The 12,251-nt window shown below is 44.0% G+C and carries 11 protein-coding genes; 6 read left to right on the top strand and 5 right to left on the bottom strand.

Features of this window, described 5'->3' with window-relative positions; translation table 11 throughout:
* The first annotated feature begins 46 nt into the window (after positions 1-46).
* Positions 47-1,702 carry an ABC transporter substrate-binding protein gene (locus tag FLM53_RS22030; RefSeq protein ID WP_176679394.1) on the top strand — a complete coding sequence of 552 codons (1,656 nt, stop codon included), beginning with the start codon at positions 47-49 and terminating at the stop codon, positions 1,700-1,702.
* 191 nt (positions 1,703-1,893) lie between these two features.
* Positions 1,894-3,357 carry a hypothetical protein gene (locus FLM53_RS22025; protein ID WP_176679395.1) on the top strand — a complete coding sequence of 488 codons (1,464 nt, stop codon included), beginning with the start codon at positions 1,894-1,896 and terminating at the stop codon, positions 3,355-3,357.
* 117 nt (positions 3,358-3,474) lie between these two features.
* Here the strand turns inward: FLM53_RS22025 and FLM53_RS22020 are convergent, their stop codons facing one another.
* Complete coding sequence (locus FLM53_RS22020) at positions 3,475-5,106, bottom strand: NAD(P)/FAD-dependent oxidoreductase (RefSeq protein ID WP_176679396.1); 1,632 nt, start codon at positions 5,104-5,106, stop codon at positions 3,475-3,477.
* 253 nt (positions 5,107-5,359) lie between these two features.
* Here FLM53_RS22020 and fdxA point away from each other — a divergent pair, with 253 nt between their 5' ends.
* Positions 5,360-5,683, top strand: a complete 324-nt coding sequence (gene fdxA, locus FLM53_RS22015) for a ferredoxin FdxA (protein WP_017631334.1) — start codon at positions 5,360-5,362, stop codon at positions 5,681-5,683.
* A gap of 194 nt (positions 5,684-5,877) precedes the next feature.
* Here the strand turns inward: fdxA and FLM53_RS22010 are convergent, their stop codons facing one another.
* The 3 genes from FLM53_RS22010 to FLM53_RS22000 form a co-directional block, all read right to left on the bottom strand.
* Positions 5,878-6,612 carry an RNA methyltransferase gene (locus FLM53_RS22010; protein ID WP_176679397.1) on the bottom strand — a complete coding sequence of 245 codons (735 nt, stop codon included), beginning with the start codon at positions 6,610-6,612 and terminating at the stop codon, positions 5,878-5,880.
* 169 nt (positions 6,613-6,781) lie between these two features.
* Positions 6,782-7,834 carry an aldo/keto reductase gene (locus FLM53_RS22005; RefSeq protein WP_176679398.1) on the bottom strand — a complete coding sequence of 351 codons (1,053 nt, stop codon included), beginning with the start codon at positions 7,832-7,834 and terminating at the stop codon, positions 6,782-6,784.
* Between the two features lie 357 nt (positions 7,835-8,191).
* Positions 8,192-8,338, bottom strand: a complete 147-nt coding sequence (locus tag FLM53_RS22000) for a hypothetical protein (RefSeq protein ID WP_008215590.1) — start codon at positions 8,336-8,338, stop codon at positions 8,192-8,194.
* A 350-nt stretch (positions 8,339-8,688) separates the two neighbouring features.
* On the opposite strand from FLM53_RS22000, the gene pepT reads away from it, so the two are divergent.
* From pepT to FLM53_RS21985, 3 genes are all read left to right on the top strand, one after another.
* Entirely contained in the window at positions 8,689-9,921 is a 1,233-nt protein-coding gene (pepT, locus tag FLM53_RS21995) for a peptidase T (RefSeq protein WP_176679399.1), read from the top strand.
* A gap of 76 nt (positions 9,922-9,997) precedes the next feature.
* The gene (locus FLM53_RS21990) at positions 9,998-10,465 is read left to right on the top strand and encodes a DM13 domain-containing protein (RefSeq protein WP_176679400.1); all 468 of its coding nucleotides are present in this window, start codon (positions 9,998-10,000) and stop codon (positions 10,463-10,465) included.
* A gap of 136 nt (positions 10,466-10,601) precedes the next feature.
* Positions 10,602-11,444, top strand: a complete 843-nt coding sequence (locus FLM53_RS21985; protein ID WP_176679401.1) for a mechanosensitive ion channel family protein — start codon at positions 10,602-10,604, stop codon at positions 11,442-11,444.
* Between the two features lie 119 nt (positions 11,445-11,563).
* Here the strand turns inward: FLM53_RS21985 and FLM53_RS21980 are convergent, their stop codons facing one another.
* A complete protein-coding gene (locus FLM53_RS21980; RefSeq protein ID WP_017058015.1) occupies positions 11,564-12,007 on the bottom strand; it encodes a dCMP deaminase family protein in 444 nt (147 codons plus the stop codon).
* Between the last annotated feature and the right edge of the window lie 244 nt (positions 12,008-12,251).

Here is a 12,251-nt window from a genome sequence, read left to right as displayed (position 1 = left end):
TGCTGATATTAATGACACTTGATTAATCGCTCCAGCTTGGAATCCAATGAACGACGCTAACTTACGTAGACTTCAGCAGCTTATTGCAAAGTATGAAATAGGCGTGGAGTACAATCTCACGATTGATGATCTAGAGCATTCGCTGTCGACGTCTCGTAGAAACACTTCTATCGTTCTTAAATGCTTGTCTGAATATCACTGGATTTGTTGGATTCCGTCGAAAGGGAGAGGAAAGCTTAGCCAATTTAGAATATTGGTCAGCTTCCCCGAAGCATTAGAACAAGTGTTAGCTCTTCAATTAGAGCAAGGCCGCTTTAACGTTATGCCTCGTCTTCTAGAAAGCTATGGTGCACCTGCAATTAAAGCACTGACACTCGCTACGGAAAAACATAGCCTGTTCAATGAACAACATGACCATTTGCTGATTACTCAATACCCATGGGTTGATAATCTTGAGCCTGCAAAAACATACAGAACCGCTGAACATCATATCCTAAGAAGCCTCTACAATACTCTGTTAGTCCAAGATCACGAGGGCAAGCCTCAAGCTAGCCTCGCACATCATTGGAAGATGGAGGGGCCCTTTCTGCATTTTTGGTTGAGACCAAATGTACTATTCCATGACGGTGATACTTTAACAGCCAAAGATGTTGCTCAATGCTTGTTGCGGTTAAAAAGCCTTGATGGTCCGGTGCAGTCTTTATTTGAACAGGTTCGCGACGTGCGAGTGGTGGGTGATAAACAACTGACTATCGAGTTAACGCACGCAAATCCAATGTTTCTCTATGCGTTGTGCAGTGCACACGCGTCTATTTATCGCTGTAAGCGGACGTACTTCTCTAGTGGGCGAAGTGCTTATCTGGGGACTGGTCCCTTCTCGTTAGATTACTGGAGCGAAGAACGGTTGGTTCTCAAACGTCACCGTGGCTATTTCGCTCAAAATGCCTTGTTAGAACAGATAACGCTTACCGACATCGAAGGCTTAAGTGATCACACTCTGAGCTTCAATAAATCGGGCGTTGCCGAAGAAACCACGATTAATGCACTTTCCTACCTTGCGGTTAATCGTAGGGAGCAGTCAGGTATTACCCTTGAAGACTTGGACAGCTTGGTCTCGTATATCAAGTCCAGCAGTAAAGAGTTTGATGCTGATATGGTGACGGATGACATGTCTTTCTCACCTAGCGAATTAACGTGTAGTAATCCCATCCCTGTTTTGACGGGGACGGTTGTATTAACGCGACCTAAAATGACGATTCCTTTACTTCAAGATATGGCGGACTGGCTTCATCAAACTATTGCAAAGACTGGCGTGACGATTGAAGTCATTGAGCTTCCTAATATTAGTGATCCTAGCTCAATGAGTGAGTCGGCAGACTTGTTATTTATTGAAGAAATTATCGAACAGCCAAAAGAGTATGGTCTTTACGATTGGCTACTTGCTTCATCTGGTCTCAGATTCATTTTCAACAATTTGGAGATGAAGGCGCATTGTGAGAGAGTTCGCTCAGCCGTCAGTTGTGATAACTCTTTTGATGAGTTGAAGAAAATTGAACGTTCGCTTTATCAACAGAAGTTACTTTGTCCGTTATTTCACGGCAAAGAGAAGGTGTTTAATAGTGTTGAGGTTCATGGCGTAGAGATAAACCAAACTGGCTATAGTGATTTTTATAAGCTTTGGATATCTTCAAGCGAGAAGTAGTCCAATTTTAAGCGTATTCCCCTTTCTAGTTTCTCGGTCAAAATGAAAACATGCATGAATTGCCTATCACCCTTTCATGTTTCTTTCTAATACCAATCGTTATTATGACTCAGCATGACTATCCAAGTCATTTTCGGTCATCCCCCCAATGACAGCCCACTCATTAATCTATTTCATTAGGATCTAATCGAATGAAACTTAAGCTTATTTCTATCGCACTTATGGCTGGTGGCCTTTCGGCTTGTGGCGGAGGAGGCGGTGGTAGCAGCAGTACCAGTACACCAGTAGCTCAAACGAAAACCTTACAAGGTGTGGCTATCGATGGTTATATTTCAGGGGCGACTGCGTTTTTGGATATCAATTATAACGGTGTATTAGATGAAGGTGAGCCAAGCAGTATCACAGACGATGAAGGCAGCTATGAGTTATCTTTAACGGGCTCTAACTCAGACTGTATGGACTACGCCCCAATCGTAGTGAACGTGCCTGTAGGCGCTATTGATGCGGATAGCCCCAACTCGCCCATTAATGAACCTTATCAGCTAATCTTTCCGCCTGTAATGACGGTGAGTTCCAACCAAGAAATTAAGTCTACGACACCACTGACCACCGTTTTATGGAATGAAATCCAAGCCGACTTGTATAAAGGTGGGTTAAATAGTTGCTCTGCTTTGAAGCAAGCGGTGAACACCCAAAATAGCATTATCCAAAATGTGAAAGAGCATGACTTCCGAATTGCGAACCGATACAACATTGCCGTAGAGGACTTGTATGGTGATTTCGTCAAAACTCAAAACACTGAGCTCTACGATTTAGCGCAGAAGATGATGCCTGCCATTAAAAAGTCGTATCAAGAGACCAAAGAGATTCAAAAAGAGAACCCAACAGCCCAGCAAGCTTATGTTGATTATTACTGGCAACATTGGGATTACTCCAAGAAGAACGAAATTAATAAGTGGTACAAAGTTAAAACAGTGATGACAGCGGACAAGCTGATTGTGATCGAACATGAAGTTTCAGCCGACTTGCAGACAGAACTGGTTTTAAGTGAACATTTTGAGCGTAATGGTCAGAAGAAAAATGGCTTAGAGTATGACAAGGAAGCTTTGTTCTCATTGAGTAGCGATGGGGCGCAGTACTCGTGTTCAGTACAAGAGACCATCAAGCAGCAGGTTCTGCCTAACTCATTGACTACCTTTGGTGTGATGAACCGTGCTGGGTCTCAACAACCTGATTGGGAAAGTTGTTCTCGTCAAGATGTTGGTGCAGGTTTCATGCAAACCTTGACGGCAGACATTGTTGGTGATTACAAAGATCAGTTTACTCAGGTACAAGCGAAATTTAATTTTGAGAACAACGCGCCACACCCAGAGTGGGTTGATCTAGGGGATACATTGAATAGTGTCTCTCGCGGCGACTTTGATGCACTAAGTTACCTATCGGTCGATTTTAATGACAATGCTTCATACGGTTCTGATAGTTGGAATAGACATAAGTATGCGTACATTGAAAATACGCCGTTCGATTATACTCAAACGATAACGTCTAGATATTCTCAAGGTAACTGGTCTAAAGGTTATTACTACCAGAATGGAACAAGTCGATTTGAGTGTTCAGATGACGGTGTGAACTGGTCAAAAGAAAGCTGCGAGTAAGGCTACTCGAGTGAGTACTTAACACCGATAAATTGTTCCCAATAAAAAATCCAGTGTTTACCGACACTGGATTTTTCGTTTTGGCTAATCTCGCTTTAGTAGCTTAGAAGTGGAACCCTAAGCGATTTCGATCTTCTCAGCTTGGTTCTGTTCTGCCATAGACAGCGCAAGTGCTTCCGCGACTTTAATACCGTCGATACCAGCAGACAGGATGCCGCCTGCGTAGCCTGCGCCTTCACCTGCAGGGAAGAGGCCCTTAAGGTTGATGCTTTGGTAGTCTTTGCCACGTTTAATACATACAGGAGAAGACGTACGAGTCTCAACACCTGTTAGTAGACCGTCTGGCGTAGAGAAGCCTTTGATCTTCTTCTCGAACGCTGGGATTGCTTCACGAATCGCTTCGATAGCAAAATCAGGCAGCGCTTTTGAAATGTCTGTTAGGTGGATACCCGGTGTGAAAGACGGTTGTACTTCGCCGATTGCACTTGGGTCGCGACCTTTCAGGAAGTCACCGATTTTTTGTGCTGGTGCGTCGTAGTTTTCGCCACCAAGAACATAAGCACCGCTTTCTAGTTCACGTTGTAAACGGATACCAGCCAGTGCGTCACCTGGGTAATCGCGTTCTGGGTCGATACCAACAACGATGGCACTGTTTGCGTTACGTTCTGCACGAGAGTATTGGCTCATGCCGTTTGTTACTACGCGGCCTTCTTCAGATGTTGCAGCAACTACAGTACCACCTGGGCACATACAGAAGCTGTATACAGTGCGGCCATTCTTACAGTGGTGAACCAGTTTGTAGTCCGCCGCACCTAGAATTGGGTTGCCTGCGTTCTTGCCGAAGCGAGCTTCATCAATCATTGATTGCTTGTGTTCGATACGGAAACCCACAGAGAAAGGCTTCGCTTCCATGTAAACGCCACGGTCGTGTAGCATTTCGAACGTGTCACGAGCACTGTGACCAACGGCTAGTACAACGTGGCGAGACTTAATCTCTTCACCGTTAGAAAGCGTTAAGCCAGTGATTTGACCGTCTTCCATGTGAACGTCATCTACGCGAGTGCTAAAGCGGATTTCGCCACCTAGTTCAATGATAGAAGCACGCATTTTCTCGATCATGGTAACCAGTTTGAAGGTACCGATGTGCGGCTTACTTACGTACAGAATTTCTTCTGGTGCGCCAGCTGCAACGAACTCTTCGATTACTTTACGGCCATAGTGTTTTGGATCTTTCACTTGGCTGTAGAGCTTACCGTCAGAGAATGTACCTGCGCCGCCTTCACCAAACTGCACGTTTGATTCTGTGTTCAGAGTACGTTTACGCCAGAAACCAAAGGTATCTTTAGTACGTTCACGAACTTCTTTACCACGCTCAACGATGATTGGGTTGAAGCCCATTTGAGCAAGCACTAGACCAGCGAACAAACCACAAGGACCAAAGCCGATAACAACAGGGCGTTCAGTTTGGTTTTCAACGGCTTTAGCAACGAATTTGTATTCCATGTCTGGAGTAACTTTTACGTGCGGGTCGCTGATGAATTGCTCTAGCAGCTCAGCTTCGTTTTCAACGAGAACATCCAGCGTGTAGATAAGTAGGATCTTCGATTTCTTACGAGCATCGTAGCCACGTTTAAAGATATTAAAAGAAAGTACCTGATCAGAGTTAATACCAAGCTTCGCTTCAATCGCGTCTTGAATGGCAGACTCTTCGTGGTCTAGTGGAAGTTTAATTTCGGTTAAACGTATCATTTCGATGTCTCGTTTTTTATAGGTGTCTTAGCTAGACCACTTCTAAACTCAGGTTTGATGAAAACGCCGATGTTTAAAGAAGCGATAAGCTCACAATGGCGCGCATTTTACGAGAAATTGATTTATCTGTCATACTAATTTGGAAACATGGAGCAAATAGACACGATATTAGAGCCGTATGATGTTGAATTTTGCTTTGGGATGAGTATTATCCCCATTCTTCAATTTTGACTAACTTATAGAGCAGAGCATCATGGCATTTGTCGTAGGCGATAATTGTATTCAATGTAAATACACAGACTGTGTGGCCGTGTGCCCCGCAGATGCGTTCCATGAAGGCCCGAATTTCATGGTAATTAACCCAATCGAATGTATCGATTGTGGTTTATGTGTACCTGAATGTGATGCTCAAGCGATCTTCCAAGAAGATGAATTACCAGAAGATCAAAAGATCTTTATTGAAGTGAATGCTGAGCTTGCTGAAATTTGGCCTGTACAAACGGAAGTCAAAGCACCAATGGATGACGCTGAAAAGTGGAATGGTGTGTCTGATAAGTTGGCAATGCTAGAAAAGTAATTCTGCTATCTGAAATAAACCTCACCTAAAAAAGATCCCCGACTCAGTCGTCCCTCCTTCTCGAGGATGACGGCTGATATGAACTTATCTCGAAACTGTATTTTCACATCATTCCCTACTGCGAGGGACGAGCAAGATAGGGAATCTTGCTCTTTATATTCGTGAGTTCTGGCTAGTCGTTAACTTTGAATTGATTAGCTATGCTGACGACGCATATTGTCAAGAATGATACCTGTCGCCATCGCCACGTTTAGAGATTCTGCGCCACCGAATGCTGGAATCGTAATCTTGTCAGTCACGTATTTAGCTGCATGTTCACGGATACCGTGAGATTCACTACCCATCAGTAAAATACCGTTCGCAGTGAAGTCAGTCTTATGAACATTTTCACCTTCTAAAAACGCGCCGTAAACAGGCAGGTTTGCTTGCTCTAAGTAAGCTGGTAAGTCCGTTTGGCTTACGTGTACTCGGCCAAAGCTACCCATAGTTGCACTGATCGTTTTAGGGTTATATGGGTCTGCGCAATCTCTACTCGCAACGATATGCTTAATGCCATACCAGTCTGCCACGCGAATAATTGTACCTAGGTTACCTGGGTCAGAAACACCATCCAGCGCAATCATTAAGCCTGTCGCTTCTGGTAATTCAACCTTTGGAATCTCAACCACAGCAATCGCGGCGTTGTTACTTACTAGAGTGCTTGCTTTAGTTAGGTCGTCTAGCGAGGCTTCAACACAATCAAACTCAATCAGTGATGCGTGATTCTCAGATAAGAAATCAGCAGTAGCAAAGACGTTCTTTACGACTAAGTCACTATTGAACAGTTCAAGAACGTTCTTTTCACCTTGAACTAGAAACAGGCCGTGGGCTTTACGTTGTTTCTTTTGGCCCAAAGCACGAAGGAGTTTTAATTGGTTTTTTGAAATCATGTTTTTATCCTAGATATAAGCCCGCGCATTATAGAGCAAAGGTTGGATAACCAAAAGCGTGATGACTCAATGCGATCCATATAAAAAGCAAAAGCGACCCACTTAAAAAAAGAAAGCGCACTAAATAGCGCGCTCTTATGGGATTTCTTACCTAAGTTTAACTGACAGCTTAATACGGAGCAGGGTAGCGCTTAAACACCGTGTTGATATCGGTCAGGATCTCTTCAGAAAGAGGCTTGCTGAACGCTGCCACGTTTTCTTTTAACTGTTCCATAGTGGTTGCACCGATAATGGTCGAGGTAACACCGTCGACTTGGTTACACCATGCTAATGCCAATTGGCTTGGCGTAACCCCGTGTGCATTTGCCACTTCAACATAACCTTTCACCGCTTCGTTTGCAGATTCAGTGTCGCGGAAAATGCCTTTACGTTGCATGTACGTCCAGCGACTGCCTTCCGGCCTTGCACCATCAATGTATTTACCACTTAACATGCCTGCAGCCAAAGGTGACCACGGCAGGTAAGCGACATCTTCATGCACACAGTTCTCAATCAAATATGGCCAATCTTTTGCGTGCAGTAGGCTGAATTCATTCTGAATAGAGACCATGCGCGGCAAATCGTGTTTCTCACTCAGCTTAAGGTACGTATTAATGCCCCAAGTTGTGTCATCTGAAAGGCCGACATGACGAATCTTACCCGCCTTAATACAGCTCGCTAATGCTTGAAGGATCTCCAACATCTCCGCTTCATGCTGCTTTCGGTCGATATCGCTGAATCGAATGTGATTAGGGAAATGTTTACCAAAGTGAGGTGTGGTGCGATTTGGCCAGTGAAGTTGGTAAAGATCAATATAGTCGGTTTGCAGGCGTTGTAATGACGCATCAACCGCGGCGATCACGGCTTCACCCGTTATCGGGCCACCATTTCGAACCCAAGGTAGTCCTGGCCCTGCTATTTTACTCGCAATGATTAACTCTTGGCGGCGTTGCGGATTACGCAATAACCAGTTGCCGATAATTGCTTCTGTTTTGCCGTAGGTATCTGGAGAAGGCGGAACCGCGTACATTTCTGCCGTATCAATAAAGTTAATGCCTTGGCTTAGTGCGTATTCGATCTGTTGGTCGGCTTGCTGTTGCGTATTTTGCAGCCCCCAAGTCATGCTACCAAGACAGATTCGGGAAACGGGAATTTGACTACTTCCTAGTTTTGAATATTCCATTGAATTCGGGATTCCTGTGGTTAAGTTCTCTGGTACTCGCATAAAAGTATTTGAAAAGAGGGCGAGTGAGGAATGAAAACGAATATGAATTATTAGCACAAAATGGCACGACAAGGTATGGCTTAGGGAAGTTTAATGAGTCATTTCTCAGCGTGACAAATGAGATGGCGATGTACTCGAGTAACTATAGGTGTAGGTATAGGCGAAGGTCGGAAATGAAATCGTGCGAATAGGCTGCCGCCTGAATAGGATTTATTGGAAATAGAGAAGAAAGGTCTACAGACAAAGAGCTCTACATCATAGAGAAGTAGAGCTCTTTATTAGGGGTTCTATAAATACGTTCTGAGTATTATCAAGTTACGAGGTCGCGTTGGTATCAAACCCACCTTGGCTTTGCGCGAGCCTTAGAGCTTCCTGCCTTTGAACTTCTTTCTCAGTCAATACTGGTTGAAGTGCTTCCTCAGAGGCTTGAGGAGAAAAAATAAAATACTTATTAATCGTCATAGCTGTGTCTCCGTGTAACGTATGACAGATTCTGCATCAGGGATAAATTGTGATCATCATCCACTTTGTACTTTTTTTAGGCTGAGAGCGGAGGGCGTAGAATGCGTACAAAGCGATCTCTTATCATCCGTATGCAATATTGGAACTGACGAAACCCTCTGATTTCAAGTATAGGAAGCTCGGCTAATTTCGCACAATAATGATTTAGAGCAATTACATAGATGGTCAGGGGCGTAATATGAAAAACCTCGCTACTGACTCTGCGTAGGTAATTTCCTAACAATAAAATACTTATCTATATTAAGTATTAAGTCAGTAAATCAATTACTTAATCCATGGTGAGATGAATTATGGAAAAGCTAGTCGAACGTTTTCTGAATTACGTTACTTTTGATACCAAATCCGATCCTTCTAATCAGCAGTGCCCAAGTTCACCGGGGCAAATCACCTTTGCTGAAGCCTTAAAGTCAGAATTGATCGCATTAGAGTTAGTTGATGTGTCTTTAGATGAAAATGGATATTTGATGGCGAAACTGCCGTCGAACGTCGATTTCCCAGTACCTGCGATTGGTTTTGTCGCGCACATGGATACCGCTCCTGACGCATCAGGCGCAAACGTGAAGCCGCAGGTGATTAAAGATTACCAAGGTGGAACGATTGAGCTAGGCACAAGTGGAGAATGCTTAAACCCAAGCCAATATCCAGATCTTGATGCTCTGCATGGTCATGACCTTATTACAACCGACGGCACGACGTTACTGGGTGCCGATAACAAAGCGGGCATCGCTGAAATCATTAGTGCGATTGCTTACCTAAAGGCGAATCCTGAAATTAAACACGGTGACATCTGCATTGGTTTCACGCCAGATGAAGAGATCGGCCGTGGTGCGAACCTGTTTGATGTTGAGAAGTTTGGCGCTGAATGGGCGTACACCATTGATGGTGGTCCAGTCGGTGAGTTGGAATTTGAGAACTTCAATGCCACAAGTGCTGATGTTATCTGTCATGGCGTAAACGTTCATCCAGGTACCGCAAAGGGTAAGATGGTGAACTCTATGAACATTGCTGCGCAATTTCAATTGATGATGCCAGCACAAGAAACCCCTGAATGCACAGAAGGCTATGAAGGTTTCTACCACCTGAAATCGGCTGAAATGGGCGTTGCTCGCTCTGAATTGGGTTACATCATCCGTGATTTTGAGCGTGAGGGTGTAGAAGCGCGTAAGGTGTTCATGCAACAGAAAGTCGATGAACTGAACGAGCGCCTAGAGAAAGGCCATGTTGAGTTGGTACTGACTGATAGTTACTTCAACATGAAAGAGATGGTTGAGCCGCACCAACACATTATTGAGTTGGCGAAGCAAGCGATGATCGAGTGCGATGTTGAGCCAATGATCAAACCGATCCGAGGCGGTACAGACGGTGCTCGCCTATCGTTCATGGGGCTACCATGTCCGAATATCTTTACTGGTGGTTATAATTTCCACGGTATTCATGAGTTCATTACCATCCAAGGTATGGAACAAGCGGTAAAAGTGATTGTTGAACTGTCTCAACGTACTGCTCTGCATTACCAGAAATAGCAGCCTATAACGCGATATCTCTTTGTATTTTTGAGAGTATTCAATAATACTCTCTTTAAGCATAAGGGAGTACGCGATGAAAAAGTTAGTTTTACTTTGCACCCACTTAGCCGTGGGTGCTGTTGGTTTTGGGCTTGGTGTTTATGCATTGCCTATCTTGATTGAACCTGATTCTCCATCTTCGAGTTCAGTTGAAGCTATCTCACAACAAGCTATTTATACAGGCGAATTCAGTAAAGATCGCCAAGATAGTGATTTCTTACACTGGGGAGAAGGCATCGTCTCGGTTTCTGAAAATGCGATTGCGTTTGAAGGCGAGTTGGCGCCGGGGCCGGACTACAAGGTTTACCTCTCTCCAAAATTTATTGAAACCGAACAAGCCTTCAATGACAGCAAGAGTGAGTTATTGAGAGTTGGAGATGTAAAAACATTCGACCGATTTATGGTTGCTCTCCCAGAAGGTGTTGATCTTAATCGATTTAATACCGTTGTGATTTGGTGTGAAACTTTTGGCCAATTTATTACTTCTGCCCAGATAAAATGATAGCCTTAGCTAGGCTAGTACCAGAATGAACATGAGCGCTCCGGAGTTGAGCGCTTTTTCATAGCTCTGATATTAGCGGCTTTCTCGTAAAGCTAATCGTTGTAAAGCTAACTGTTGTAATGCTAAGGATTAAGTAATGGAAAAAGTGTGGCAAGTAATAGATTTTCTACTCGCTCATAAGTTTATTTTTAGTGCGCTGATTATCAGTCTTATTTTAATCATCCGCCGAATCACCTTGTCTCGAATTAGAGGTGATGTCGCTTTCCTTAGCGAAGAACAACGTAACTGGATGTCCCGTACCAAAAACGGCACCTTTGCGATTATTGTCATTACGCTGTTTATTCTCTGGAAATCTGAAATCAGTGAGTTTGCTCTGTCTGTGACTGCGATTGCCGTTGCGATAGTTGTGGCTTCGAAAGAGATCATCTTGTGTTTTACTGGCTCGATTCAACGTGCGAGTTCACGTTCATTCCGAATCGGAGACTGGATTGAGGTGGGTAAAATCAGTGGTGAGGTGATTGAACACAACTTGATGGCGACTGTGATTCAAGAAATCGACTTGTATCATGGGCAATACCACTTCACAGGCAAGACCGCTACGCTGCCTAACAGCATGTTCTTTACTTATCCTGTAAAAAATCTCAACTTCATGAAGCGTTACGTTTATCATAGCTTTACAGTGACAGTGAAAGACTTCGTTAACCTCTACCCAATGGTGCCGGGTCTTATCGTAAAAATTGAAGAGCATTGTGAAGAGTTTATCGATGTTGCTCGTCGTTATAACGGTGTAATCGAAAAGCACGCTGGCGTCGACCTTCCAGGTTCTGAGCCGCACATACACATCACGAGCAGTTCAACGGGTGAACAAGAAGTCCACTTTATGATTTTCTGCCCGACTGAAAAAGCGATTCACCTAGAGCAAGATATCCGAAAAGACTTCATGGAAGCGTACGCTGAAGAGTTTCCAGCTACCGCATAATCCTCGCTTCATTTGTGAATGAACTAGCCGAATAAAAAAGAAAGCCGAGAGCGATATTATCGACTCTCGGCTTTTTTGTATCTTCTTAATCAATCAATAAACAGGTCAACCAACCGAAGTTAGTCTAAGTCAGCAATTGGCAACCAATCGACTTGCACGCCAGCTTGCTCAAACATATCTTGGCTTACCTTGATCTTGTCTCCCCAACGAGAAAGGAAATCTTCACTTTGCTCAGGGCAGTGAACCGCAGAGATACCTGTTTGGATGATCTTCGCTGCACAGTTTGGGCAAGGGAAGTGAGTCACCCAGATTTCACAGCTGTCTAAATCGCGCTTAGCAAACAAGATTGCGTTTTCTTCAGCGTGTAAGGTTTTTAGGTATTTCATCTCACGATCATCAGTATCAGCACTATCCGATACACCATGAGGGTAACCGTTAAAGCCTACTGAAACGATACGGTTGTGTTTGGTGATCACAGCACCAACTTGAGTGGATGGATCTTTACTCCAAGAGCCAACCAGCTCCGCCATTTGATAAAAACGTTTAGCCCATTTTGAAATCATGTGAATTACCTTAAGTAATTAAATATGAATACTTATCTACGAAGATACATGATGTTAATCAATATACCTAGGGCGTGTTGACCTTTCGAGCTGATTTTTGCAGCGAGTTGCTGGGTGTTTATACAAGGCAGAGGCGTCGATGTGTAGCTAGCCTACATGAGAAGCCGATAACGCAGTAGAAATGACCAGCAAACGCTGCCCGAAGGGTTCGAGCTGGGCGCCCCCGCAAAAAGCGTTTTACTCT

Origin of the sequence: Vibrio sp. Scap24 (assembly GCF_013394185.1) — a bacterium.
GTDB lineage: Bacteria > Pseudomonadota > Gammaproteobacteria > Enterobacterales > Vibrionaceae > Vibrio > Vibrio pomeroyi.
This window is presented reverse-complemented; position numbering and strand designations above follow the sequence as displayed.

Coding starts and splice junctions, on each gene's coding strand:
- FLM53_RS21990 (WP_176679400.1), top strand. CDS start 9,998: ATGAAAAAGTTAGTTTTACTTTGCACCCACTTAGCCGTGGGTGCTGTT.
- FLM53_RS22000 (WP_008215590.1), bottom strand. CDS start 8,338: ATGACGATTAATAAGTATTTTATTTTTTCTCCTCAAGCCTCTGAGGAA.
- FLM53_RS22025 (WP_176679395.1), top strand. CDS start 1,894: ATGAAACTTAAGCTTATTTCTATCGCACTTATGGCTGGTGGCCTTTCG.
- FLM53_RS22005 (WP_176679398.1), bottom strand. CDS start 7,834: ATGGAATATTCAAAACTAGGAAGTAGTCAAATTCCCGTTTCCCGAATC.
- FLM53_RS22030 (WP_176679394.1), top strand. CDS start 47: ATGAACGACGCTAACTTACGTAGACTTCAGCAGCTTATTGCAAAGTAT.
- fdxA (WP_017631334.1), top strand. CDS start 5,360: ATGGCATTTGTCGTAGGCGATAATTGTATTCAATGTAAATACACAGAC.
- FLM53_RS22010 (WP_176679397.1), bottom strand. CDS start 6,612: ATGATTTCAAAAAACCAATTAAAACTCCTTCGTGCTTTGGGCCAAAAG.
- pepT (WP_176679399.1), top strand. CDS start 8,689: ATGGAAAAGCTAGTCGAACGTTTTCTGAATTACGTTACTTTTGATACC.
- FLM53_RS22020 (WP_176679396.1), bottom strand. CDS start 5,106: ATGATACGTTTAACCGAAATTAAACTTCCACTAGACCACGAAGAGTCT.
- FLM53_RS21980 (WP_017058015.1), bottom strand. CDS start 12,007: ATGATTTCAAAATGGGCTAAACGTTTTTATCAAATGGCGGAGCTGGTT.
- FLM53_RS21985 (WP_176679401.1), top strand. CDS start 10,602: ATGGAAAAAGTGTGGCAAGTAATAGATTTTCTACTCGCTCATAAGTTT.